Source organism: Plantactinospora sp. WMMB334, assembly GCF_049179095.1.
Lineage (GTDB): Bacteria > Actinomycetota > Actinomycetes > Mycobacteriales > Micromonosporaceae > Plantactinospora.
Window position 1 is genome coordinate 7,332,776 of sequence record NZ_JBMHME010000002.1, and the last position, 23,350, is coordinate 7,356,125.

General features: G+C 71.9%; 24 protein-coding genes, 1 tRNA gene and 2 pseudogenes. 18 read left to right on the forward strand and 9 right to left on the reverse strand.

All coding sequences use genetic code 11. The annotated features are described in order from the left end of the window. Positions 1-12: 12 nt before the first annotated feature. Entirely contained in the window at positions 13-462 is a 450-nt protein-coding gene (locus ACN27G_RS31840; RefSeq protein ID WP_421496366.1) for an NUDIX hydrolase, read from the reverse strand. Positions 463-594: 132 nt separating this feature from the next. On the opposite strand from ACN27G_RS31840, the gene ACN27G_RS31845 reads away from it, so the two are divergent. From ACN27G_RS31845 to corA, 3 genes are all read left to right on the forward strand, one after another. Next, positions 595-987 (forward strand): cyclic nucleotide-binding/CBS domain-containing protein, encoded by a 393-nt coding sequence (locus tag ACN27G_RS31845; RefSeq protein ID WP_421497535.1) that lies wholly within the window; start codon positions 595-597, stop codon positions 985-987. 164 nt (positions 988-1,151) lie between these two features. Then, positions 1,152-2,246, forward strand: coding sequence for a PLP-dependent aminotransferase family protein (locus tag ACN27G_RS31850; RefSeq protein ID WP_421496367.1), 1,095 nt, complete (start codon positions 1,152-1,154; stop codon positions 2,244-2,246). A gap of 464 nt (positions 2,247-2,710) precedes the next feature. Then, positions 2,711-3,862 (forward strand): magnesium/cobalt transporter CorA, encoded by a 1,152-nt coding sequence (gene corA, locus ACN27G_RS31855; protein WP_421496368.1) that lies wholly within the window; start codon positions 2,711-2,713, stop codon positions 3,860-3,862. 135 nt (positions 3,863-3,997) lie between these two features. Here the strand turns inward: corA and ACN27G_RS31860 are convergent, their stop codons facing one another. Next, a complete protein-coding gene (locus ACN27G_RS31860) occupies positions 3,998-4,690 on the reverse strand; it encodes a hypothetical protein (RefSeq protein WP_421496369.1) in 693 nt (230 codons plus the stop codon). 190 nt (positions 4,691-4,880) lie between these two features. Here ACN27G_RS31860 and ACN27G_RS31865 point away from each other — a divergent pair, with 190 nt between their 5' ends. Together ACN27G_RS31865 and ACN27G_RS31870 are read left to right on the forward strand one after the other, a co-directional pair. Then, positions 4,881-5,411, forward strand: coding sequence for a peptidylprolyl isomerase (locus ACN27G_RS31865; RefSeq protein ID WP_421496370.1), 531 nt, complete (start codon positions 4,881-4,883; stop codon positions 5,409-5,411). Between the two features lie 79 nt (positions 5,412-5,490). Further along, the gene (locus tag ACN27G_RS31870; RefSeq protein WP_421496371.1) at positions 5,491-6,402 is read left to right on the forward strand and encodes a rhomboid family intramembrane serine protease; all 912 of its coding nucleotides are present in this window, start codon (positions 5,491-5,493) and stop codon (positions 6,400-6,402) included. A 75-nt stretch (positions 6,403-6,477) separates the two neighbouring features. Here the strand turns inward: ACN27G_RS31870 and ACN27G_RS31875 are convergent, their stop codons facing one another. Next, complete coding sequence (locus tag ACN27G_RS31875) at positions 6,478-6,942, reverse strand: PH domain-containing protein (RefSeq protein ID WP_421496372.1); 465 nt, start codon at positions 6,940-6,942, stop codon at positions 6,478-6,480. Positions 6,943-7,072: 130 nt separating this feature from the next. On the opposite strand from ACN27G_RS31875, the gene ACN27G_RS31880 reads away from it, so the two are divergent. The 5 genes from ACN27G_RS31880 to ACN27G_RS31900 all read left to right on the forward strand — a co-directional run bounded on the left by ACN27G_RS31880 (position 7,073) and on the right by ACN27G_RS31900 (position 12,010). Continuing rightward, positions 7,073-8,272 (forward strand): thiolase family protein, encoded by a 1,200-nt coding sequence (locus tag ACN27G_RS31880; RefSeq protein ID WP_421496373.1) that lies wholly within the window; start codon positions 7,073-7,075, stop codon positions 8,270-8,272. Positions 8,273-8,331: 59 nt separating this feature from the next. After that, positions 8,332-8,919 (forward strand): hypothetical protein, encoded by a 588-nt coding sequence (locus tag ACN27G_RS31885; RefSeq protein WP_421496374.1) that lies wholly within the window; start codon positions 8,332-8,334, stop codon positions 8,917-8,919. A gap of 154 nt (positions 8,920-9,073) precedes the next feature. Then, on the forward strand, positions 9,074-9,787 hold the full coding sequence (locus ACN27G_RS31890; RefSeq protein ID WP_421496375.1) for a response regulator: 714 nt from the start codon (positions 9,074-9,076) through the stop codon (positions 9,785-9,787). Next, on the forward strand, positions 9,756-11,213 hold the full coding sequence (locus ACN27G_RS31895) for a histidine kinase dimerization/phospho-acceptor domain-containing protein (RefSeq protein WP_421497536.1): 1,458 nt from the start codon (positions 9,756-9,758) through the stop codon (positions 11,211-11,213). The genes ACN27G_RS31890 and ACN27G_RS31895 overlap by 32 nt, the downstream gene beginning before the upstream one ends. 92 nt (positions 11,214-11,305) lie before the next feature. Next, the gene (locus ACN27G_RS31900; protein ID WP_421497537.1) at positions 11,306-12,010 is read left to right on the forward strand and encodes a glycosyltransferase family 2 protein; all 705 of its coding nucleotides are present in this window, start codon (positions 11,306-11,308) and stop codon (positions 12,008-12,010) included. Between the two features lie 20 nt (positions 12,011-12,030). On the opposite strand, the gene ACN27G_RS31905 is transcribed toward ACN27G_RS31900, so the two are convergent. Further along, complete coding sequence (locus ACN27G_RS31905) at positions 12,031-13,617, reverse strand: hypothetical protein (protein ID WP_421496376.1); 1,587 nt, start codon at positions 13,615-13,617, stop codon at positions 12,031-12,033. Between the two features lie 386 nt (positions 13,618-14,003). On the opposite strand from ACN27G_RS31905, the gene ACN27G_RS31910 reads away from it, so the two are divergent. Further along, positions 14,004-14,177 carry a hypothetical protein gene (locus ACN27G_RS31910; protein ID WP_421497631.1) on the forward strand — a complete coding sequence of 58 codons (174 nt, stop codon included), beginning with the start codon at positions 14,004-14,006 and terminating at the stop codon, positions 14,175-14,177. Positions 14,178-14,215: 38 nt separating this feature from the next. Here ACN27G_RS31910 and ACN27G_RS31915 read toward each other — a convergent pair. Further along, a pseudogene (locus tag ACN27G_RS31915) lies at positions 14,216-14,311 on the reverse strand (transketolase); the annotation flags it as partial. Between the two features lie 48 nt (positions 14,312-14,359). Here ACN27G_RS31915 and ACN27G_RS31920 point away from each other — a divergent pair. After that, positions 14,360-14,635: pseudogene (locus ACN27G_RS31920) on the forward strand (MerR family DNA-binding protein); the annotation flags it as partial. Positions 14,636-14,644: 9 nt separating this feature from the next. Here the strand turns inward: ACN27G_RS31920 and ACN27G_RS31925 are convergent. After that, on the reverse strand, positions 14,645-15,625 hold the full coding sequence (locus tag ACN27G_RS31925; RefSeq protein WP_421496377.1) for an NAD(P)H-quinone oxidoreductase: 981 nt from the start codon (positions 15,623-15,625) through the stop codon (positions 14,645-14,647). 159 nt (positions 15,626-15,784) lie between these two features. On the opposite strand from ACN27G_RS31925, the gene ACN27G_RS31930 reads away from it, so the two are divergent. Then, positions 15,785-15,873: transfer RNA gene (locus ACN27G_RS31930), tRNA-Ser, on the forward strand. A gap of 120 nt (positions 15,874-15,993) precedes the next feature. Here the strand turns inward: ACN27G_RS31930 and ACN27G_RS31935 are convergent. After that, positions 15,994-16,179, reverse strand: a complete 186-nt coding sequence (locus ACN27G_RS31935) for a helix-turn-helix transcriptional regulator (protein ID WP_421496378.1) — start codon at positions 16,177-16,179, stop codon at positions 15,994-15,996. Between the two features lie 188 nt (positions 16,180-16,367). Here ACN27G_RS31935 and ACN27G_RS31940 point away from each other — a divergent pair, with 188 nt between their 5' ends. The 5 genes from ACN27G_RS31940 to ACN27G_RS31960 all read left to right on the forward strand — a co-directional run bounded on the left by ACN27G_RS31940 (position 16,368) and on the right by ACN27G_RS31960 (position 21,451). Then, positions 16,368-16,550, forward strand: coding sequence for a hypothetical protein (locus ACN27G_RS31940; protein ID WP_421496379.1), 183 nt, complete (start codon positions 16,368-16,370; stop codon positions 16,548-16,550). Between the two features lie 471 nt (positions 16,551-17,021). Next, positions 17,022-18,605 (forward strand): right-handed parallel beta-helix repeat-containing protein, encoded by a 1,584-nt coding sequence (locus tag ACN27G_RS31945; protein ID WP_421496380.1) that lies wholly within the window; start codon positions 17,022-17,024, stop codon positions 18,603-18,605. An 89-nt stretch (positions 18,606-18,694) separates the two neighbouring features. Next, entirely contained in the window at positions 18,695-20,302 is a 1,608-nt protein-coding gene (locus tag ACN27G_RS31950) for a carbohydrate-binding protein (protein ID WP_421496381.1), read from the forward strand. A gap of 285 nt (positions 20,303-20,587) precedes the next feature. Further along, entirely contained in the window at positions 20,588-20,848 is a 261-nt protein-coding gene (locus ACN27G_RS31955; protein ID WP_421496382.1) for a hypothetical protein, read from the forward strand. A 60-nt stretch (positions 20,849-20,908) separates the two neighbouring features. Then, a complete protein-coding gene (locus tag ACN27G_RS31960; protein ID WP_421496383.1) occupies positions 20,909-21,451 on the forward strand; it encodes a YbhB/YbcL family Raf kinase inhibitor-like protein in 543 nt (180 codons plus the stop codon). A 58-nt stretch (positions 21,452-21,509) separates the two neighbouring features. On the opposite strand, the gene ACN27G_RS31965 is transcribed toward ACN27G_RS31960, so the two are convergent. Beyond that, positions 21,510-22,220 carry a class I SAM-dependent methyltransferase gene (locus ACN27G_RS31965; RefSeq protein ID WP_421496384.1) on the reverse strand — a complete coding sequence of 237 codons (711 nt, stop codon included), beginning with the start codon at positions 22,218-22,220 and terminating at the stop codon, positions 21,510-21,512. Between the two features lie 294 nt (positions 22,221-22,514). Beyond that, complete coding sequence (locus ACN27G_RS31970) at positions 22,515-23,306, reverse strand: IucA/IucC family C-terminal-domain containing protein (RefSeq protein WP_421497538.1); 792 nt, start codon at positions 23,304-23,306, stop codon at positions 22,515-22,517. Between the last annotated feature and the right edge of the window lie 44 nt (positions 23,307-23,350).

Here is a 23,350-nt window from a genome sequence, read left to right on the forward strand (position 1 = left end):
GGGACGGGTCGTTCAGAGGCCGATCAGGTGCAGGGCGCGGAAGCCGTCCTCCGCGATCCGCCGGATCAGGCCGTCGTTGACGTCGCGGTGCTCGTCGAGGAGTGCCACCTCGTCCTCGGCGAGCCAGCGGAACTCGGTGTGCTTGCCCGGCTCCAGCCGGGGACGGGCCAGGTCGCCGTCGACCCGGACCAGGAAGTCCGTCTCGATCCGCTCGATCCCGTCGTCGGGGGTGTAGCGGTATTCGCCGACGGTGCCGAGCACCAGCGAGACGGTCCAGCCGGTCTCCTCGGTGACCTCGCGGAGGAGCGCCTCCTCGACGGTCTCCCCCGGCTCGACGTGACCCCCGACGACGTCCCAGGTGTCGGGAAAGAGCTTCCGGTGGGGCGACCGTCGCTGGATGAAGATCCGGCCCTCGTCGTCGACGATCAGGGCTCCGGCGCAGCGTAGGGGCTCTGTGGACACGCGTCGAGACTAGCCATCCGGGCCGCGGCCCACATCGCCGCTCGTACTTCCCGCTAGAGCGTCTTGTACTCCGCGCGGGAAGCGTCCAGTCTGTCCCTGACCGGTCTCCTCGTCCCAAGGATGTGATGTGTGATGCTGGTACGTGAGGCGATGTCCGGCAATGTCCTGGTGGTCGGCCCCGAGCACACGCTGCGTCAGGCCGCCGCGATGATGTCCGGGCGGGGCGTCGGCTCCGCCGTCGTCGTCGATCCCGATTCCGAGGGCGTCGGCATCATGACCGAGCGCGACGTCCTCAAGGCGGTCGGCGCCGGCCTCGACGTCGACGCGGAGCGGGCCGCCGCGCACCTGACCTGGGACGTGGTCTACGCCGGGCCGGACTGGACGGTGCACGAGGCGGCCGAGGCGATGTCCCGGGGCGGCTTCCGGCACCTGGTGGTGATGGAGGACGGCGAGGTGGTCGGGATGATCTCGGTCCGGGACATCGTCCGGGTCTGGCTGGGCGCCCCGGCGGTCGCCGCGATCTGACCGGCGTCGCCCGATCCGACCGGCGGCCTCGTGGAGCTCTCTGCGGCCGGCGAGATCGGCACCAGCCGGGGCGAATCGCCCGCCGGTCGGTTTCGCCCGCCCAAGATACGGACATTGTCGTGCCTCCGCCCGGGACGCTGGCAGCGCCCGTACGCTGGGTAGTCATGACTGTCGAGCAGCTGATCTCCTTCGCCCGTGGGGCGCCGTCGCTGGACATCGTCGACATCGAGGGGCTGAAGGCCGCGGCCGGACGCGCCTTCGACGCCGACCCGGCCGGCATCACCGGGTACGGGACATCCGTCGGTTACCCGCCCCTGCGGAAGTGGATCGCCGACAAGCACGGGGTCGACGTCGACCAGGTCCTGGTCACCAACGGATCCCTCCAGGCGGATGCCTTCCTCTTCCAGCACCTCGTGCGCCCCGGCGATGCGGTCGTGGTGGAGCGGCCGACCTACGACCGCACCCTGCTGAACCTGCAGCGCTCCGGCGGTGAACTGCACCCCGTCACCATCCAGCCGGACGGTGTCGACGTCGACGAGCTGGGCAAGCTGCTCGAGTCGGGGGTACGCCCGAAGCTGGCGCACATCATCCCCAACTTCCAGAACCCGGCCGGGGTGACCCTGTCGCTGGAGAAGCGGCAGGCCCTGCTCGACCTCGCCACCGAGTACGACTTCACGATCTTCGAGGACGACCCGTACGCGGACATCCGGTTCCGGGGCGAGCCGCTGCCGTCGATGCTCTCCCTCGACCGGCGGGGCAGCGTGGTGCACGCCTCCAGCTTCACCAAGACGGTCTGCCCGGGAGTCCGGGTCGGCTACCTGGTCGGGCCGGCGCCGCTGATCGCCGACATCGCCAGGGAGGCGACGAACCTCTACATCTCGCCCGGGATGGTGGCCCAGGCGATCGTGTACCAGTTCTGCCTCAGCGGTGACCTCGATCGCTCCATCGCGACCGTCAGCAGCGCTCTCGGTGACCGGGCCGCAGCCCTGGCCACGGCGCTGCGCGCGCACATCCCCGACGCCCGCTTCACGGAGCCGAACGGCGGCTACTTCCTCTGGATCGAGCTGCCGCAGAACGTGCACGTGGACCGGCTGGCACCGGCGGCGGCCGAGCGGGGCGTCACCGTGGTGAAGGGCAGCGACTTCCTGGTGGAGGGTGGCCAGCACGCGCTGCGGCTGGCGTACTCCGGGGTGACGGTCGACCAGATCGACGAGGGCGTGCGCCGGCTGGCCGACGCGATCCAGGCGGTACGCCAGTAGGGGCGGTCCGGAGAAGCGCATGCGGGGGAGGCGCCCCGGTAGCCGACGACCAGGAACGGCTGCGCGATAGTGGCGCAGTCGTTCCTGGCAATATTCTGTCGGATATCTGACAAAAGTGGCCGACGGTCGATTCGGGGCTTCCTACGCGCCGGTAGCCGGCCCACAATGCTGCGAGCGCCACTCGCGGCTACGCCCCCGTCCCGCGCCCGGACGGCGGGCACGCATCGTGCTGCGGTTGGCGCGCCCGGAACCAAACCCCCGCCCCCAGGGTGCCGGGTGGGCCGTCCGCACCTCACCCCCCGACGTGGACGGTCCACCCGGCGCCACCCTCCGCGGCCGCCGCCGGACCCGTCCCGTCCACCCGCTCCCGCTGCCGGGCGTGACCTGCGACATGTCCGCGGTCGAGCGCGGGCGGCGTACGCTGCAACGCGCACCCGAACGCAGGCCGAAGGGGGGCGGTGGCGATGCCCGATCAGGTCGATTCCGATCGAGTGGCGGTCAGCGGGAACGGCCGGCCGAGACCCCGGGCCTGGGCGGCACCGGTGCGGGCGGCCGTGACCCGGATGTTGAACACCGAGGTCGGCCAGGGGCGGACCCCGGAGGACTCCCGGCCGGACGGGTTGGGCGTGGTCGACTGCGGTCTCTACGTCGACGGCGTCCGGCAGTCGGAGCAGGTGGGTTACGCCGAGGCGCTGGAAGCGGCCCGGAAGCGGCCCGGCGCCTTCGTCTGGCTGGGCGTGCACGAGCCGAGCCAGCCGGAGATGGCCGGCATCGCGGCGGCGTACGGGCTGCACGAACTTGCCGTCGAGGACGCCGTCAAGGCGGAGCAGCGGGCCAAGCTGGAGCGCTTCGGTGAGGTCAGCTTCCTGGTGCTGCGTACCGTCCGGTACGTCCGGCACGGCGAGCTGACCGAGACCTCCGAGGTGATCGAGACCGGCCAGATGATGCTCTTCATCGGGCCGAACTTCGTGGTCACGGTCCGGCACGGGGACGCCTGCCGGCTGGCGCCGGTCCGGTCCGAGCTGGAGGCCCGGCAGGAGATCCTCCGCCAGGGCCCCTGGGCGGTGGCGTACGCCGTGATGGACCGGGTGGTGGACATCTATCTGGAGGTCACCGACCAGGTCGGCGACGACCTGGACGTGCTGGAGGCGGAGGTCTTCGCCCGGCAGGCACACGGCCGGATCCAGCGGATCTACCAGATGAAGCGGGAGCTGGTCGAGTTCAAGCGGGCCGTCGTCCCGTTGCAGCGCCCGATGATGACGTTGACCGCGCAGGTCAACCGGGAGGTGCCGAAGGAGATCCGGAAGTACTTCCGCGACGTGCAGGACCACCTGGCCCGCACGGTCGAGCAGGTCAACTCCTACGACGACCTGCTCAACTCCATCCTCCAGGCCCGGCTGGCCCAGGTCACCGTCGACCAGAACAACGACATGCGCAAGATCGCCGCCTGGGCCGCCATCGCCGCGGTCTGGACCGCGATCGCCGGGATCTACGGGATGAACTTCGACTTCATGCCGGAGACCGGATGGAAGTACGGCTATCCGGTCGTACTCGCGCTGATGCTGGTGATCTCGCTCGGGCTCTACCGCTGGTTCCGGCGCAACCGCTGGCTCTGAGCTGACCGCCACCTGCGGCAGCACGGGCCGGCGTGGGGCGTGGCGGCACGGGCCGGCGTGGGGCCGTGGCAGACCCCACGCCGACCGGTCAGCTACCGCTGTGGCGTGACCCGGCCACCGGGCTGTGCGGGCGACTCAGCCGCCGCTGTTGCGCGATGCGGCCGTACCGAGCAGTCCGTCGGACTTCTCGCCACCGCTGGCGGCCACCACCTTCTTGGCGCCTTCGGCGATCGGCGCGGTCGAGATCTTCTCGCCGGCCGGAGCCGTCCGGTCCTTCGCCTTCACCGTCGGTGCGTTCTTCGGCGCGGTGGTCTCCCGGGTCGTCCCGCCCGCCGAGCTGTCCATGATCGTGGCGGCGTCGCCGCGCACGGCGTCCAGTGCGGCCGCCGGGTCGTACTCGTCCCACGGGCGCTGTCCGCGCCTGCGCATCGCCGCCGCGCCCACGGCGCCGGCCACCGCCCCGGCGACCAACAGCCCGGTCAGCACCGGCCAGCGGCGGCGCCCCGTCGAGTTTTTCTTCCGCATCGCCCTCATCTTCTTCGATCTCGCCTTGTGGGCGACCGAGCCGGCCTGGCGGGCGCCGTCCGCGGCGGCCGTGGCCAACGGCGCGAACCTGTGCAGCGCCGACTCCCAGCTCTCCGACGCCGTCGCCCGTACCCTGCCCGCCGTCGGCGCGAGATAGGTCCGGGCCGCGTACGCCCGTGGCCCCACCGTGGCCCCGACCCCCGACGCCGCGTGGGTGGCCGCCCGCATCAGGTGATCGAAACTCTCGCCGAGCTCGGCCTTGACAAGCCTCCTGCGGGATCTGCGCCCCCCGAATCCGAACACCGGTCCCCACCTCCTTGGGTGTTGTTCCCCCGTCATCCTGCACCTTCGGATGCGCCCGCACTGCCAGAACGGGCACATGGGAGGATCCGCATAGAACCACCTACCAGCGCCGGCCTGCGCTCCTGGCCGGCGGACGCGCCCGCCCGGCCGCCACGAAACGGCCGGGCGGCATGAGGATCGAGGAGTATTCGTGGCCGAGGCCGCCTACGCAATCCTGCACACCAACGCCGGCGCCATCCGGCTGGAGTTGTTTCCGAACCACGCCCCCAAGACGGTGCGGAACTTCGTGGAACTCGCCGAGGGGACCCGGCAGTACACCGACCCGCGCACCGGCCAGCCGGGCAGCGGGCCGTACTACGACGGCACCATCTCGCACCGGGTGATCAGCGGGTTCATGATCCAGATGGGTGACCCGACCGGCACCGGTCGCGGTGGCCCGGGTTACAACTTCGCCGACGAGTTCCACCCCGACCTGCGCTTCGACCGGCCGTACCTGCTCGCGATGGCGAACGCCGGGCCGGGCACCAACGGGTCGCAGTTCTTCATCACGGTCGGCCCGACCCCGCACCTGAACAACCGGCACACCATCTTCGGCCAGGTCGCGGACGAGCAGTCGGCGAAGGTCGTCGACGCGATCGCCAACACCCCGACCGGCGCACAGGACCGGCCGCTCCAGGATGTGGTCATCGAGCGCGTCGAGATCGAGCGCAAGGACGGCTGACGTCGATCCCGGGTACCTTTGCCTGCATGAGTCGTAGCGGGTGGAGGTCCGGCATGAACGGGCGCGGCGGTGGGCCGGCATGAGTGAGTCACCTCCCACGACACCGGTCTGCTACCGCCATCCGTCCCGGGAGACCTACGTCCGGTGTACGCGGTGCGACCGGCCGATCTGTCCCGACTGCATGCGGGAGGCCTCGGTCGGGCACCAGTGCCCGGAGTGCGTGGCGGAGGGTCGCCGCGGGCAGCGGCCGGCGCGTACCGCCTTCGGTGGCGGTGCCGCCGGCCGCCGGGGCTACGTCACCAAGACGCTCATCGCGATCAACGTCACGCTGCTCCTGATCTCCATCTCCACCGCCCGGGGTGCGGAGGCGGTGGCCGGTGCCGGCTTCGGCGGCCTGCTCGGCGGCTCGACCCCGCTGACCGAGTGGGGTGCGGTGCTCGGCCTGGACCGGGTCGGTCCGTTCGGCCTGGCGGAGGGCGTCGCGGCCGGTGAATACTATCGGCTCTTCACCGCGATGTTCCTGCACTACGGGCTGCTGCACCTGTTGATGAACTCGTGGGCGCTCTGGGTGCTGGGCCGGACCCTGGAGGCCACCCTCGGGCCGCTGCGGTTCCTGGCGCTCTACCTGGTCGCCGGCATCGGCGGCAACGTCGCGGCGTACCTGTTCAGCGCGCCGAACGCCCGGACGGTCGGCGCGTCGACGGCGATCTTCGGGCTCTTCGCCGCGCTCTTCGTGATTATGCGTCGGCTGGGCCGGGACACCTCGTCGGTGATCCCGATCCTCGTGATCAACCTGGTCTTCACCTTCGCCGTGCCCGGGATCTCCATCGCCGGCCACCTGGGCGGGATGACGGTCGGGGCGGCGATGGCGCTGGTGCTCGCCTACGCACCCCGCTCCCGGCGCACCCTCTTCCAGGTCGGCGGAGGCGCGGTCATCGGCCTGGTGCTGGCCGGGCTGACGGTGATGCAGACCGCCGTCCTGCTCGCCTGACCGTCCGCACAGGGGGCCCGGGCCGGCGTCGCACGGCCCGGGCCGCGGGCGTGCGGATCAGCGCGGGCGTGCGGATCAGCGCGGCGGGCCGCCGGGTGGGCCGGACGGCCGGCTCGCCCGCGCCGTACGCAGCACCTCGGCGACGTCGCGCGGTGCGGTCCCGAGGTCGTAGCGGCTGAACAGGTGCAGCGACCCGCCGCTGTCGATCTCCAGCGTCTCGGTGGCCAGCCCGAGGCGGGGACGGGTGTCGACCCTGATCTGCTCGATCTCCGTCCATGGCAGGTGCCGCCGACCGGCGAAGCCCCGGATCACGGTGATCCCCTCGGCGTCCACCGCCAGCCGGACCGGCGCCACCAGGTCGCGTACGCCCCAGCCGAGCAGGCCGGCGGCGACGAGCGCCCCGGCGCCGAGGCGTACCGGGTCGCCGTCGGCGAGGTAGACGCCGAGGGCGACGAAGAGGGCCGCTCCGCCGAGCTTGGCAACCGGCAGCGTGGTCTCGACCCGCCACTGCCGGTGCGGGATGTCCGGTCCGGGAAGCACGGCTCCAGGATGCCACCGCCGCTGTGCCGGGTGCCCGCCCGGCCACCGGCGGCAGCGGGTGGGGCGCCCTCCCGGTCGCCGCGCCTCGACGGCGTAGTATCGGGGGCAGCCAAGTTACTGGGGAGTAGACATGGCGGACGCGGTCATCGTCGGTGCGGTACGGACCCCGGTCGGGCGGCGCGGCGGTGCGCTCGCGGCCGTACATCCGGTCGATCTCTCGGCGCGGGTGCTGACGGCGCTCGCCGAACGCGCCGGGCTGGACCCGGCCGAGGTGGACGACGTGATCTGGGGCTGCGTCTCCCAGGTCGGCGAGCAGGCCTGGAACGTCGCCCGCAACGCCGTACTCGCGGCCGGCTGGCCGGAGTCGGTGCCCGGGACCACACTCGACCGGCAGTGCGGGTCGAGCCAGCAGGCGCTGCACTTCGCGGCGGCGGCGGTCGCCTCCGGCCAGGCCGACCTGGTGGTCGCCGGCGGCGTGGAGTCGATGACCCGGGTGCCGATGGGCAGCAGCATCGCGCTGGCTCCGGCCGCCACCGCGGCCGGCACCGGGTTGCCCTACGGCGACCAGGTGCGGGACCGCTATCGCGGTACGCCGGGCTTCGCGGCCGACGACCCGGTGCCGTTCAGCCAGGGTGTCGGTGCGGAGCTGATCGCGGAGCGCTGGGGGCTGACCCGGCGGCAGCTCGACGGGTACGCGCTGGCCAGCCACGGGAAGGCGGCGGCCGCCCAGGACGCCGGTGCCTTCGACCCGGAGATCGTCCCGGTGGTGCTGCCGGACGGGAGCAAGGTCGTCGCCGACGAGGGGATCCGCCTCGACACCAGCCTGGAGAAGCTGGCCGGGCTGAAGACCCCGTTCCGGGCCGACGGGGTGGTCACCGCCGGCTCCGCCTCGCAGATCTCCGACGGGGCCGCCGCACTCGCCGTGACCACCCCGGAGTGGGCCCGGCAGCGCGGCCTGCGACCGCTGGCCCGGATCAGCACCGCCGTCGTCACCGCCGACGATCCGGTGCTGATGCTCACCGCACCCATCCCGGCCACCGCCACGGTGCTGCGCCGGGCCGGGCTCGGCATCGACGAGATCGGGGTGTACGAGGTCAACGAGGCATTCGCCCCGGTGCCACTGGCCTGGCTGGCCGAGACCGGGGCCGACCCGTCCCGGCTCAATCCCCGGGGCGGCGCGATCGCGCTCGGTCATCCGCTCGGCGGTTCCGGGGCCCGGATCATGACCACGATGCTTCACCACATGCGCGACCACGGCGTCCGGTACGGCCTCCAGACGATGTGCGAGGGCGGCGGGATGGCCAACGCAACCATCGTGGAACTTCTATAAGTTCATTCTCATCCATGCCTCGGCCGCGTCATCCCCGGCGTGATCTCGTTGGGCAGGGCGTGGATGTGTTCTTCCGAACGTTCCTGCCAGCCGCCGCCGAGACCGGGGTGGCCGGCCCGACCGTGAGCCGGCACCTGCCGCTGCTGCGCAACTGCGTGCCGGCCGGCGAGGTCACCGTGCTGGTGACCCGGTGCGCCCGTCCCGCGGAGTCCGCGCAGGGCGGTTACCTGCTCCTGCTCACCACCCGTCGGCTGGTGGTGACCCAGCAGAGCCGGTTGCTGCACCGGCTGCGGCTGCACCTCAACACCGAACTGCGGCACCTCAGCAACGTCAGCTGGAACCCCGACCCCCGGGCCTCGATGGTCGAGCTGGCCGCGACCGCCGTCGACGGCGTACGCGAGCGGTTCCTGATCCGGGCCGGTCGGCCCAGCCAGCTCTGGCAGCTCGACGCCCTCTTCGGCCAGCTCTTCCGGCCGAAGATGGTGGCCCGGTCCCGGGTCGCCGGTGCGCCCGCCGCCGGCACCGCCGGTGGGCAGCACGGTCCGGAGCACGTCTCCCGTCCGGTCCCGGCGCTGGGGGTCACCCCACCGCCCCGGCACACCGCTCCGGCCCGGATGCCGCGACTCAGTCCCGCCGCCGCCCTCTGACGCGGGCCCGGCAGAGGGGCCGCTCGCCGTCGGGTCGCCGGTCGGCTCCGGGTCAGCGGTCGGTGGTGGCGTCGCCGTCGGGTCGGCGGATCCCGTACCGGATCCGAACGTTGCCGGCGAGGGCATCGCGCCGGCGATCGGAGATCATTGACCGGTGGCCGACGACACCGCGCAACCGGGCAACGTCCCGCATCGAGGTCTCGTCCTGCTGGTCGAGGATGAGCGGTCCATCGCCGACCTGGTCCGGCTCTACCTGACCCGGGACGGGTACGGCGTACACGTCGAACACGACGGCGACGCCGGGCTTGCCGCGGCCCAGCGGCTGCGGCCGGTCGTCTGCGTGCTGGACATCGCCCTGCCCGGCCTCTCCGGCACCGAGGTCTGCCGGCGGATGCGCGCCGGGGGCGACTGGACGCCGGTGATCTTCCTGACCGCCCGGGACGACGAGGTGGACCGGGTCGTCGGGCTGGAGCTCGGCGCGGACGACTACGTGACCAAGCCGTTCAGTCCACGGGAGCTGGTCGCCCGGATCCGGGCGGTGCTGCGCCGGACCGGCGGCCCGCCCGACGGCGCCGAGCGGCCCCGGGTCGTCGGCCCGGTCACGCTCGACCCGGTACGCCGCCAGGTCACCGTCGCCGGTGATCCGGTGCAGCTCACCTCGACCGAGTTCGACCTGCTGGCGCACCTGATGGGGCGGCCGGGCCGGGTCTTCACCCGGGAGGAGTTGCTGGCCAGCGTCTGGGGTTACGCCGCGCACTCCGGCACCCGCACCGTCGACGTGCACGTGGCGCAGGTACGCGGCAAGCTCGGCCCGGCGGCCGACGTGATCCGCACCCATCGCGGCGTCGGGTACGCCTGTGTCGGGTGAGCGGCCCGCGCGGTGGCACCGGCTCGGGCGTACGCTGACCGCTCGCGCGGTCGGGGTGAGTTGCGCGGTCGCCCTGGTGTCCGTCCTGGTGACCGCGCTGGTCGCGATCCCGCTCGCGACCCGCTCGGCGGAGCGGCAGGCCCGGGAGGCGCTCGTCGCCCAGGCCCGGCTCGCCGCCGAGGCACTGCGACCACGTATCGACCGGGGACGAACCGCCGACGAGGAACGGATCATCCGGCAACTGCGCAACCAGGGCATCGACGCGTACCTGGTCCGGGCCGGTCGCGCCGACCGGGAGGGGCTGCCGCCCGAGGTGGTCGACCGGATCGCCGCCGGGCGGAACTTCTCCGGCCGGCGGGCGGTCGCCGGTGAGCCGGCGATGATCGAGGCCCGCTGGCTGCCCGACGGCAACGGCGTGGCGCTGACCCGGCCGGCCACCACCGGAATCTGGCAGGACGTCGTCGGCCGGCTCTGGCTGCCGCTGCTCGCCGGGCTCGTCGCCGGGTCGGTGGCCGGGGCGCTGCTGGCCCGCCGGCTCTCCCGGCCGATCCGCAACGCGGCGACGGCGGCGGCCCGGCTCCGGGCGGGGGACCGGGCGGTCCGGGTGCCGGTGGAGCCGCCGGAGGAGGCGGCCGACCTGGCCCAGGCGCTCAACGACCTCGCCGCCGCGCTGGCGCTGAGCGAGGGGCGGCAGCGGGAGTTCCTGCTCTCCGTCTCGCACGAGTTGCGTACTCCGCTGACCGCCATCCGGGGCTACGCGGAGGCGCTGGCCGACGGGGTGGTGGGCCCGGCGGGAGGGCAGCGGGCCGGACAGGTCATGCTGACCGAGGCGGACCACCTCGACCGGCTCGTGACCGACCTGCTGTCGCTGGCCCGGCTGGAGGCGGCCGACTTCGTCCTGGAACCGGTGCCGGTCGACCTCACCCAACTCGTCTCGGACGCCGCCCAGACCTGGAGCGCCCGCTGTGCCGCCGCCGGCGTCGTGCCCCGCACCGAGATCCCGGACGCACCGGTGCCGGTCCACACCGACCCGGGGCGGATCCGGCAGGTCGTCGACGGCCTGCTGGAGAACGCGTTGCGGGTCGTGCCGCCGGGGGCGCCGATCGTACTGGCGGTACGCGGGACCGGCCCGGCTGAGCTGCCCGGCGGGGTGCTCGAGGTCCGGGACGGCGGGCCGGGGCTGACCGACGACGACCTGACCGTCGTCTTCGAGCGCGGCGCGCTGCGCCAGCGCTATCAGGGAGTACGCAAGGTCGGCAGCGGCCTGGGCCTGGCACTCGCCGCCGGGCTGGTCCGCCGGCTCGGCGGGATGATCGTCGCCGGACATGCCCCCGAGGGTGGCGCCCGGTTCACCGTCTGGTTGCCGGCCGGCGGTGGTGCGTACCCCGCCGGTGACGCCGGCCGGGGCGATGTGGGCGGTGGTTGAGAAGTGGGCAGGCGAGCACATGCCAGGCTCTCAGGATGGGCCCAAGCAGGCTAGGCTATGGCCGATCCATCGTCGGCTCCGTGGAGAACCCTGTGAAGCTCTCGATCCTAATGCCGGTCTACAACGAGGAAGAACGCATCGCGGATGCCCTCAAACAGGCACTCGCGGTCGACTACCCGTGCGAGATCGAGCTCGTCGTGGTCAACGACGGCAGCCGTGATGCTACCGGAGAGATCCTCGGTCGGGCCGACGACACGCGCCTTAGAGTGATCACCCATCCGCGCAACGCCGGCAAGGGTGCGGCCATCAAGACCGCAGTCGACGCGGCCGAGGGCGAATACATGGTGATCCTCGACGCCGACCTGGAGTACGACCCGCAGGACATTCCGAAGCTGCTGGCGCCGGTGCTGGACGGCCGGGCGACGGTGGTCTACGGAAATCGGACGTTCGGCAGCCACAGCGCCTACAGCTTCTGGTACGTGATGGGCAACAAGGCCGTGACCACGGCCGCCAACGTGCTGTTCAACTCCTACATCGGTGACCTGGAGACCTGCTTCAAGCTGATGCCGGTCGCGCTCTACCGCTCGCTCGACATTCGCTCCCGGGGCTTCGGCATGGAGGCGGAGGTGACCGGCAAGCTGCTGCGCCGCCGGATCCGCCCGTACGAGGTGCCGATCAGCTACCGCGCCCGGGGCAGGGAAGAGGGCAAAAAGATCACCTGGAGGGACGGCGTGGAGGCGCTCTTCATCCTCGGCCGGGAACGCAGCCGCCGCCGGGGCCTGCCGGACGGGCGCTGACCTGACCGTCCCGCCGGCCGTCAGGCCGGCGCCAGGTAGACGTGCCAGCGGCCCGGCTGCCCGCCACCGGTGGCCAGCCGCCAGCGGTCCAGGAAGGTCCCGGCCGGCGCGGGCCGGCGCAGCACGACCGCGACCGACAACCCCCGGCCACGGGCCGACGTCACCGCCGCCGGTTCCCCGATACCGGGCTGGCGGAACCGCTCGGCCGTCTCGCACTTCATCTGGTAGGCCACGTTGAACGGGGCCTCGCCGAAGAGCGCACACGGCTGCGGGACGCCGGCCTGCCGCAGCGCCCGGATGAGCTCCGTCGCGGAGGCATCCGCGCGTTCCACCGTCTCGCGGTACGGTCCGGTCGCGGCCACCTGCACACCGATCAGCGCCAGCGCCAGGATCGCGGCGACGGCGGGGCCGAGCACCCGCAGCGGTGCCCGGCGCAGCCTCGCGATCTGGAGCACGCCCGCGGCGACGGGGACGGCGAGCAGCCCGATCGCCGGCAGCAGGAAGCGGAGCTGGCCGTACCGCATCATGAAGAGGTACGGGAAGGCGACGCTGACGCCGACGGCCAGCGGCACCAGCACCACCGCGAGTCCGTCCCGCGCGGTCCGGCGGGTCAGCGCGGCACCGGCGACCGCCGCCACGAGCGCACAGGCCAGCGCGATCCACCAGATCACCGCGAGAGCACCGCTCGGGGCCAGCTGCACGTTCGCCAGGGTGGCCGCCCCGCCCCGGAACTCCGGCGGCACGTTCAGGCTGACCGCCTGCGGGTTGCCGGTGTTCCACAGCCGCAGGTAGAGGCGGAGCATGGCGGCGTCGGGATAGAGGTGGGTGCCGCCGAGCGAGGCGGACGAGAGGTGCAGGCGGTTGAACGGGTCGCCGAACCGGACGAAGGACTCGACGAGCCACGGTGCCCAGCCCACGATCTGGCCCACCGCGAGCGCCGCGAAGACCTCCCACCGCCGCCAGGCGGAGAGCCCGAGCCAGACCAGGAAGAGCGGTAGCACGAGCCACACGCTGTCGCTGGGGCGCACCAGGGCCGCGAAGGCGACCGCGACGGCGAGACCCAGCAGGGAACGGCGGTAGTTGTCGCCACCGCGCCGGCAGTTCATGAAATAGCCGGTCGCCGCGACAGCCGCGAGCGCGGAGTAGAGGTTCGGCAGGGCCAGCGAACCGTTGTAGGCGGCCGCCGAGGTGCCGCCGAACAGCGCGGCGGCGACCGGCGCCACGGGGTGCCGGGAGACCGTCAGCCAGGGCTGGAAAGCCAGGAAGATGCCGGCGCTCGCCACGACCACGAGATAGAACCGCACCCCGGTGAGCGAGAGGTCGAGCAGCGCGGCCGGTGCGACGACCAGCGGCACGCCCCACGCCCGCCACGCCACCCAGGTGTAGTCGGGAACCTGCGGGTTGACCTGGCTGAAATAGATCGCCTCGTCCGTCGTGTACGGGTAACGCAGCCCGACGGCGACCAGCACGTAGCCGGCGAAGCAGACCGCGACGCCGACGAGCAGCCAGTGGTTACGCCGGGCGGCCGGCCACGAGGCGAATCCCGACAGCCGCCGGGAGCGCGCCTCCGTGGGCTGCTCCTCGGCCGGCGAGGCGATGCTCGTCACCGGCGGACGGCGGTGTCGTGTCCGCGAGGACGGACCGCCCGGCGCGCCGGACGGCGCCTCCTCGTCGTGTTGCCACTGAGCACTGTTCCGCCCGCCCCCTGAAGCCCGTGTCGGCCGCCCTCGGTCGCCTGAGGACGTCCCCATCCGTCGTCGCAAGGGCGGAGAGTAGAGCAGGACGCCGCCCACCACAAGATGCGTTTCGTCGCGGCCGACTCCGCCGGATGCCACTCCGTTGGTCGCCGGCCCCGTTGGTCGCCGGCCTCGTCCGGGTCAGCCCAGGAAGGCGGTGATCGAGCGGCGCAGCCCCGCGGGATCGAGGCCGTGCGCCGGTCGCGGCGGCCGGACCGGGCGGCTCCCGCAGCCCGTCGACGTCGAAGGGGCGCGGCGTGTGGGTGTACGCGACCGTCACGTCCAGCCCGGCGACGGCCGCCAGCACCGGGCGCAGCATCGGACCGACCGCCACCACCAGCGGGGCGGCCGGCGTGCCCCGGCGCAGCACCGCCAGCCGTCCGGCTCCGGGCAGCGGGACCTCGTTGACCTGGGTGGAGAGCCGCAGATAGACCCGCTCGTCGTGGTTGGCGGCGGCACGGAGCAGGCCGGGCACCTCGGCCGGGTGCCCGGACACCCTCACCGTCCAGCCGGTGAGGGTGTCCAGCAGTGCCACGTCGCCCGGGGACATGTGCGTGCGGCCCATGCGCGACCCGTCGTACGAGACGCCGACGCTGACCACGACGGCGCCCCCCGGATCGCCCAGCAACCCGGGGTCTCGCTGGCCGACATCCGGGAGGCGCTGGCGACGCTGCCGGAGGGGCGTACCCCGACCAAGGCGGACTGGGCGCGGCTCTCGGCGGGCTGGCGGCGCCGGCTGGACGAGCGGATCGACCTGCTCATCCGGCTCCGGGACGACCTGACCGGCTGCATCGGCTGCGGCTGGCTGTCACTGCGCGGCCGTGCCCTCTACAACCCCGACGACGAGCTGGCCGCGGGGAGGGCGGGCCCGCGCCGCCCGGTCGGCCGGGCGGGCGGGTCACCGGTCGACGGTGAGCAGCACCTTGCCGACGTGGTCGCTGGAGTCCACGATCCGGTGCGCCTCGGCCGCCTCCGACATCGGCAGCCGCCGGTACACCACCGGGCGGATCGCGCCCGACTCGATCAGCGGCCAGACCTCCTCGCGTACGCCCCGGACGATCGCGGCCTTCTCGGCGGTGGGCCGGGAACGCAGCGCGGTCGCGGCCACCGAACCCCGCTTGGCCAGCAGCGCGGCCAGATCCAGCTCCCCCTTGCGGCCGCCCTGGAGCCCGATGACCACGATCCGGCCGCCGGTGGCCAGCGCCTTGACGTTCCGGCCCAGGTAGGACGCGCCCATGATGTCGAGGATGACGTCGGCGCCCCGGCCGTCGGTGAGCCGTTTGACCGCCTCGACGAAGTCCTCCTCCGCGTAGTCGATCGCCCCGGCGGCGCCGAGTTCGCGGAGCCGGTCGTGTTTGTTCGCCCGCGCGGTGGTCAGCACGGTGGCGCCGAGCGCCGCACCGAGCTGGATCGCGAAGGTTCCGATGCCGCTGCCGCCGCCGTGCACCAGCAGGGTCTCGCCGATGCCGAGCCGGGCCAACTGGACCACGTTGGACCAGACGGTGCAGGCGACCTCGGGCAGCGCCGCCGCGTCGACCAGGTCGACCCCCTCCGGTACCGGCAGGAGCTGCCCGGCCGGCACCGCCACCCGCTCGGCGTAGCCGCCGCCGCTGAGCAGCGCGCAGGCGGCGTCGCCGACGCGCCAGCCGGTCACCCCGGCGCCGACCGCGCTGACCACTCCGGCGCACTCCAGACCCGGGTACGGCGGCGCGCCCGGCGGCGGTGGATAGTGGCCCTGCCGTTGCAGCAGGTCGGCCCGGTTGACCGCACTGGCCCGGACGTCGAGCGTCACCTCGTCCGCGCCGGGCGTCGGATCGGGAACGTCGGACCAGACCAACGCGTCGGGCCCACCCGGCTCGGGAATCGTGATCGCCTTCATCCGTCCAGTCTTACCCGATCTCCGGTACGCCCCGAACGGCAACCCGCGCGAGGGGTCCGAACGGCAACCCGCGCGACGGTTCGGCGGGACGCGCGCCGGGTGGAGCGGTCGTGGCAGACTAGGCACGGCCGTGGCCTGCGTGTCGAGGACCACGGGCCGGGAGGGCTCGCCTAGTGGCCGATGGCGCTGGTCTTGAAAACCGGTAAGGGGAGTGATCCTCTTCGTGGGTTCGAATCCCACGCCCTCCGCTCCCCGAGCAGCGAAGATGCTCCTGACCAGTGCGGATGTCGGTCAGGGGCATGTCTGTCAGACGTGCGGTCTCACTTCGTCTCGTCGTAGCTGGTCCTGGCGAACCCGGGAGGGGCCTTCTACTCGACTGCCTGCCGGTTCTTGATCCACTCTTCAACGTCGCGCTTCAACCACACGTGCCCCATTTTCAACTTCTGGACCGGGGCCGGGAAGTCGCGGTGGCTGGTGATCACATGCACCCGCTGTCGGGACAGGTTGCCGCCCAACATGTCGCGGATCTCGGCGACCCCAACCAACTCCTCCACATGATCGACGCTATGCAACGACGCTTGCCGTTGACGTCGACAACTGCGACGTCAACACTCAAGGGATGAGCCTCCCGAATGAACCCACGGTCTTCGACCGGCCGACCCCGTTCCGACTCAGACCGCACCGGCCCCGTCGCCCGCTCTGGCACTGCTCCGGCTGCCCGGGGCAGCCGTGGCCGTGTGGCATGGCGCGCCTGCTCCTCAAGGCCGAGTTTCAGGACGCGCCGGTCGGCCTGGCTCTGTACATGGCTGCCCAGTTGATACGGGCGTTGGAAGATCTCTACAAGCTGAGCCCGCAACCCGAGCCAGACTCAAGGGCACTGTTTCAGCGTTTCGTAGCCTGGACCGCGCGGCGCCCGCTCGCCTAGTTCCGTCGGTGGGGCAGCGGCCGGGAAATCGCAAGCCTCATGCCCTCTTGGTCGCTGCCCCACGCGGGTCGTCGTGTCGGTGGGTCGCATCTGTGTCGTCGTGCCCGCTCCTGGGCAACCCGACGCGCCCTCCGGCCCCGTTCGGCCCTGCGCCCGCCCGAACTCGGGGAGTCCGCCCGAAGAGCCTTGCGTTCATCGATATGGTCTGACATCCTTCGAGAGCCGGAAAGCGCTTTCCGGTGCCAGCCCGGCAGTGCCGGTGACGTGCGGCGCGTTCGAGGCCGTCAACCACGACGGGCTCGTGCCGGACCGATGCCGGCCCCGGTAGGTACCCGCCTGTCACACCATCCGCCCCGTCCCGCGGAGACCTGTATGCGTGTCAAGGAAGAACCGTCTGTCGGTACGTGCGCCCACCATCCACGCCGTCGACGATCCGGCGGTCGTCCTGCCCGGCGGCGCCCCTCCGGGCGGATGGCGTTGAAACCCTTCGTCGCCTGTCTCGGCCTGCTGGCCGGCGTGCTGGTCGTCGTGTCCCCGTCCGCCGCCCAGGCAGCGCCGACCCGGTACGAGGCGGAGACCGCACCAGCGGTCTGCTCCGGCACTATCGATTCCAACTGGCCCGGGTACTCCGGCAGCGGGTTCTGCAACGGCGCGAACTCGACGTCCGGCCACCTCCAGTTCACCGCGAGCGCCGCCACGGCGGGGAGCGCGACGCTGAGCGTGCGGTTCGCCAATGGCGGCAGCACTGCCCGGGCGGCGGATCTGGTGGTCAACGGGTCGACGGTGCGGACGCTGTCGTTCGAGGGCACGGGCGCCTGGTCCAGTTGGGCCACCAGGACCCTGACCGTCACCCTGAACTCCGGCGGCAACACCATCCGGCTCCACCCGACCACCTCCGGTGGGCTCCCCAACGTCGACTACCTCGAGGTCGAGGCGGGCGGAGGCACCGAGCCGCAGCCGACCAACGCGCTGTACGTGGCGACCGACGGCGACGACAGCGACGCGGGCACCCTGAACGCGCCGCTGAAGACCATCCAACGGGCGGTCGACCTGGCCCAGCCCGGAGACACGATCTTCATTCGTGGCGGGACGTACGCGCCGAGCACGAACATCCAGATCCTCCGGGACGGCACGTCGAGCCAACCGATCACGATGCGCAACCACAACGGCGAGCGCGTCGTCATCGACGGGGAGAACATGCCGTACACGCCGGGCGCGGTGGACTCCAGCATTCCCCGGCCCGAGCGCGGTGCCATCCACATCGAAGGTGACTGGTGGCGGCTGATCGGCCTGGAGATCATCCACGGTCCGTACGGCATCTTCGGCCTGGACTCCAGCAACAACCACTACGAGCGCCTGGTCACCAGGGACAACTACGAGTCCGGCTTCCACCTGGTCCTGAACTCCGGCAACAACCAGATCATCAACCTGGACAGCTACGGCAACCGGGATCCCCGCAAGAACGGCGAGAGCGCCGACGGGCTGGCGATCAAGGAAGGATCCGGCACCGGCAACGTCGTGCGCGGTGCCCGGTTGTGGAACAACTCCGACGACGGCCTGGACTGGTGGATGTTCGAATCCCCCATCCTGGTGGAAGACAGTCTGGCCTGGGGGAACGGCGTCAACCGCTGGAACCTGCCCGACTACGTCGGCGACGGCAACGGGTTCAAGCTCGGCGGCAACGGCGTGGCCGCCAGCCACACCGTTCGCAACAGCATGGCCTGGGACAACGCCCGCAGCGGCTTCATCGACAACAACAACCCCGGTCGACACCGCGTCGAACGCTGCACGGCCTGGGACCACCCGTCCGGCGGGTTCCTCTTCGACCGCTCCGACGGCACCCTGACCGCGAACCTCGCGGTGGCCAACGGCACCGACGTCAACCTCGGGTCCGACTCGAGCGGTTCGGGCAACTCGTGGAACATCGGCGGCAGCTGGGCCCTGGTCAACACCAACCCGAGCACGATCACCGGACCACGCGACGACGACGGCTCCGTCCCGTCCTCCGACTTCCTGCGCCCGAGCAACGGCGCGGACGTGGGGGCCCGGTTCTAGGCGTACCCCGACGCATCGCGTCCCCGGTGCGTGAGATCCGTCCGCGGCCTCGGGGCTTTCCCGTGCCGCGCCCAGAGTTTGGAGAACTGATGATGAGACTCAAGATCCTCGTCGCGGGCATCGCCACCGCCGCCGTGGCGGTGGGCGCGGTCGGGGTGTGGACCACCGGATCGGCGTTCGCCGCGACCACCCGGTACGAGGCCGAGAACTCCCCGGCGGTGTGCACCGGTGCCATCGAGACCGAGTGGCCCGGGTACTCCGGCTCCGGCTTCTGCAACGGCACCAACTCCACCGGCGGCTACGTCCAGTTCACGGTGAACGCCTCGGCCGGTGCGGCCACGGTGGCCGTACGCTTCGCCAACGGCACCACCGGTGCCCGTCCGGCCAATCTGCTCGTCAACGGCGGCACCATCGGGTCGCCCTCGTTCGAGGGCACCGGCGCCTGGTCCACCTGGGCCACCAGGACCCTGACCGTCACCCTGAACTCCGGCAGCAACACCATCCGGCTCCACCCGACCAGTTCCGCCGGCCTGCCGAACGTCGACTACCTCGAGGTCACCACGGACGGCACGGCACCGCCGACCACGCCACCGGGGCCGACGACCCCTCCGCCGTCGGGCAACGAGCTGTACGTGGCACCCAACGGCAGCGCCAGCGCACCGGGTACGCAGTCGAATCCGACCACACTCACCTCCGCGATCACCCGCATCGGTGCCGGTGGAACGATCCAGGTGCGTGGCGGTACCTACAACTTCTCGCAGACGGTCACCATCGAGTCGGGCAACAACGGCACCTCCAGCGCGCGCAAGAGGCTGGTCGCCTACCAGGGTGAGCGGCCGGTGCTGAACTTCTCCGCGCAGAGCGAGGACTCGGCCAACCGTGGACTCGCGGTGAACGGGAACTTCTGGCACATATACGGCATCATCGTCGAGCGGGCCGGCGACAACGGAATCTTCGTCGGTGGCAGCAACAACATCATCGAGCGGACGATCACCCGGTTCAACCGCGACTCGGGGCTGCAACTGTCGCGGGCGCTCTCCAGTACCCCGAAGGACCAGTGGCCGGCCAACAACCTCATCCTGAGCGCGGAGTCGCACGACAACGCCGACTCCGACGGCGAGGACGCAGACGGCTTCGCGCCGAAGCTCACCGTCGGACCCGGCAACGTCTTCCGCTACACCGTGGCGCACAACAACATCGACGACGGCTACGACCTCTACACCAAGTCGGACACCGGCGCGATCGGCGCGGTGACCATCGAGGACTCCCTGGCCTACGACAACGGCACCCTCAGCAACGGTGGGCAGGCCGGCGACGGTGACCGCAACGGCTACAAGCTGGGTGGCGAGGACATCGCGGTCAACCACACCGTCCGGCGCAGCATCGCCGCGGACAACGGCAAGCACGGCTTCACCTTCAACCGCAACCCCGGTGCGATGACGATCTCGAACAACCTCAGCATCGGCAACGAGGAGCGCAACTTCAACTTCGACGCCGGAAGCTCGGTGTTCCGGAACAACACCTCGTGCAACAGCGGGTCGAACGACCGGATCGTGGGTAACACGGACAGCTCGAACCAGTTCTGGTCCGGCTCGAACGGGTCCCGCTGCGCCAACTACAGCGGTTCCCTGGCGTGGTCCTTCGCCTCGGACGGCCGGCTCGTCGTCACCATCGGCGGCCGGCAGGTGAACCTGTAGCCGACCCCGCCCCCGACCCCGACCCCCGATCCCCGGCCCATCCGGTTCGTCCGGATGGGCCGGCCACGCTGTCGCGGCTCCGCCCGGCGCTGGCTCCGGCAGGGGCGGCGCGGAACTGGGAGATGCCCGACACTCGGTTGACGGCTCCGCCCTCCGCACTCCTAATCTCTACCGTTGGTAATCACATGGTGATGATGAGTAGGTGACGCATGTTCTCGTCGGCGGAGCGGGGCCGCCCGGGATGGCGGACGCCCGGCGGGGCGTACGGAGTGAAGCGAGGGTGCCATGGAACCGCGGCTCACCCCGGTGCAGGTGCGTAACCGACTGATCCTCGTGGCCCGGCGGATAGTCGCCGACCACGGCCCGGACGTCGAGGGGGTCTGCCGCGCCTGCGGTGTGCTGCACTGCGAGGCGCTGAGCGCGGCGCTCGGCTATCTGGCCCGGGTCGAGGAGCCGCGGCGACCGCTCGTGGTCGAGCTCCACCGCTGCGCCGCCGGATGGGGAGGCGGCGAGGTCCGCGCGGGTGGCTATCCGTCGAACGGGTAGAAAGGGGCACGGCGCCGGCCATCCGGCGCCGGCCACCCGCTGTGTGGAAAGGACTTCGCGATGACTCTCGACCGACCGGTCGCACCGGACCCGTACGAACTGCTGCCGACCGTTCCGGCATTCACGCTGACCAGCAACGACGTGCGGAACGGCGAGCCGATGGCCGCCGAGTTCGCCCACCCGAGCGTCGGCGGTGCCAACCGCTCGCCGCAGCTCGCCTGGACGGGCTTCCCGGCCGAGGCCAGAAGCTTCGTTGTCACCTGCTACGACCCGGACGCGCCCACCGGCAGCGGATTCTGGCACTGGGTGCTGGTCAACGTGCCTGCCGACGTGACCGAGCTGCCGCAGGGCGCCGGCGGTGCGTCGTCGGCCGGGACCGAGGGGGCGTTCAGCGTCCGCAACGACTACGGCGAACAGTCGTACGGTGGTGCCGCGCCGCCGGCCGGAGACCGCCCGCACCGGTACGTCTTCGCGGTGCACGCCCTGGACGTGGAGAAGCTCGATCTCACGCCCGAGGCGAGTCCGGCGTACGTCGGGTTCAACCTGGCGTTCCACACCCTGGCGCGGGCCGTGATCCGGCCGACCTACCAGGTCAAGGGCTGAGGGTCGGTGGTGGGCTGGCACCGGGAGCGTGCCGGTGCCGGCCCGTGCCCCGCTGATCTCAGGCGGGCACCCGGGCGACCGCGAAGACGGACTGGCCGAACGGCGGGCGGACAACTCGTTCGGCGGCCTTGGTCACCGGCAGTACGAGGGTGTCGTACACCTTGACCATGGGCCCTTCCTTGGGCATCAGCCGGAAGACGCTGGTCGCCATGTAGTAGCCCAGCAGGCCCAGTGCGTTCGCGTAGTGCAGTGTCTCGATCTCCAGGCCGGCCCCTTCGAGCGCGGCCCGCATGGTCTTCTTGGTGTAGCGGCGGACGTGCCCGGTGGCGATGTCGGCCGGGCTCATCGCGAACTCGAAGGCCGGCACGATCAGCACGATCGCCCCACCCGGCCGGACCAGGTCGCGCATGCTCCGGAGCGCGCCGACATGGTCCTCGATGTGCTCCAGCACGTTGTAGGAGACGGCGGCGCTGTAGTCGGCCTGCTCGGTGCAGGGCAGCAGCATCTGCCGCACCTCGATGCTGGGGTCGCCGGCGAGTCGCTCCTTCAGCGCCACCAGCCGGTCCGGGTCCGCCTCGGTCGCGGTGAACCGCTCGAGGAAGGGTGCCCACTCGATGGCGTAGTCGCCCAGACCGCTGCCGATCTCGATCGGGTTGTCGCCGAGGTAGGGCAGGGCCAGCTCGACAAACCAGCGCCGGTGGTTGACCGCCGTGGCCAGGCCCTCGAGCACCTCTTCCTGAATGCGCTGATCTCCAGTTATTTCTGCCATGCGTAGATCCTCACGCTCTGACTCGACCTGCACTGGACCGACAGAGTGAACCATCTACGACGACCGTAGGGAAATTGGGGCACTCCTGCGAGCCGAACTCACGAGTTGGGGTGTCGGTTGTGACCAGTTCGGGGGCGTTTCGTTCCAGACCACCCGAAGATAGCTCGACCACGTTCGGCGGTCGTGTCACCGTGATAACGGTCCAGCGTCGATCTCTCGGCCGGTCCGCCGCTGCTCGGGCCGGTTGCCTCGGGCGCTGCCGGGCCGGTCCGCCGGCAGGCCGGCGGACCGGCGTCAGGGAGTGCGGATGCAGCAGCCGGTGCAGACCTTCGGCTGCGGGAGGGTGAAGGCCAGGCAGCACGTCCTGCGCTGCACGGTCAGCTCGCCGCCCGGGCCGGGCACCAGCTCCACCAGGTCGGCCACGCCCAGCGTGTCGAGCAGGGCACCGATGGTCTCGGCGGAGCCGCCGGGCAGCGCGTCGGCGGCCCGCAGGATGCCCTGCGCCACGCCCGAGGCGACCGAGCCGAGCAGCGTGCGCGCGCCGACCCGGACGTGGCGGTGCAGCGCGTCGAGCATCGGGGTCAGGTGCGAGTCGAGCAGGGACGTGCGCAGGGCGGTGAGGAGTTCGGCCTCGCCCAGCACCACCCTGACCTCGGGCAGGCCGGAGAGGGCCAGCGGGTCCGAGGGGAGTACCGCGATCGCGGTCGAGCGGCGCATGCCCAGCGTGAGCAGCGGCCGCCCCTCCTCGAAGCGGACCAGGACGTCGGCCGGGCCCAGCAGCGGCACCCGGCGCGCGGACGCCCAGCCGAGCACCACCGGCAGCAGCAGCCAGTAGGTGTAGGACTTCCAGGCCAGTGCGGCGGCGGCGTGCGGGGCGGCCCCCCACCGCTGCCGGGTCACCGCCAACAGCTCGGGCCACCGGGTGCCGTCCACGAGTTCGGTGGCCGGGGCCCAGCCGGTCTCGTCGGAGACCAGCAGGCCGGTCGCCAGCCCCGGCAGCTCGTCGGTGCCGAAGGCGGCACGCAGCGTGGCGGTCACCGGAGCCAGCGGTGCGGCGGCCCGGTCGCCGATCAGAACGGTCACTATGCGTCGCCGATCCGCTGCGTCGCGGCGTACGGGGAGGTGTCCGG

Bases quoted from the DNA above. Each gene is read 5' to 3' on its own strand.
- ACN27G_RS31950 (WP_421496381.1), top strand. From the start codon at position 18,695: ATGATGAGACTCAAGATCCTCGTCGCGGGCATCGCCACCGCCGCCGTG.
- ACN27G_RS31940 (WP_421496379.1), top strand. From the start codon at position 16,368: ATGGCGCGCCTGCTCCTCAAGGCCGAGTTTCAGGACGCGCCGGTCGGC.
- ACN27G_RS31960 (WP_421496383.1), top strand. From the start codon at position 20,909: ATGACTCTCGACCGACCGGTCGCACCGGACCCGTACGAACTGCTGCCG.
- ACN27G_RS31845 (WP_421497535.1), top strand. From the start codon at position 595: ATGCTGGTACGTGAGGCGATGTCCGGCAATGTCCTGGTGGTCGGCCCC.
- ACN27G_RS31965 (WP_421496384.1), bottom strand. From the start codon at position 22,220: ATGGCAGAAATAACTGGAGATCAGCGCATTCAGGAAGAGGTGCTCGAG.
- ACN27G_RS31945 (WP_421496380.1), top strand. From the start codon at position 17,022: ATGGCGTTGAAACCCTTCGTCGCCTGTCTCGGCCTGCTGGCCGGCGTG.
- ACN27G_RS31850 (WP_421496367.1), top strand. From the start codon at position 1,152: ATGACTGTCGAGCAGCTGATCTCCTTCGCCCGTGGGGCGCCGTCGCTG.
- ACN27G_RS31880 (WP_421496373.1), top strand. From the start codon at position 7,073: ATGGCGGACGCGGTCATCGTCGGTGCGGTACGGACCCCGGTCGGGCGG.
- ACN27G_RS31870 (WP_421496371.1), top strand. From the start codon at position 5,491: ATGAGTGAGTCACCTCCCACGACACCGGTCTGCTACCGCCATCCGTCC.
- corA (WP_421496368.1), top strand. From the start codon at position 2,711: ATGCCCGATCAGGTCGATTCCGATCGAGTGGCGGTCAGCGGGAACGGC.
- ACN27G_RS31955 (WP_421496382.1), top strand. From the start codon at position 20,588: ATGGAACCGCGGCTCACCCCGGTGCAGGTGCGTAACCGACTGATCCTC.
- ACN27G_RS31925 (WP_421496377.1), bottom strand. From the start codon at position 15,625: ATGAAGGCGATCACGATTCCCGAGCCGGGTGGGCCCGACGCGTTGGTC.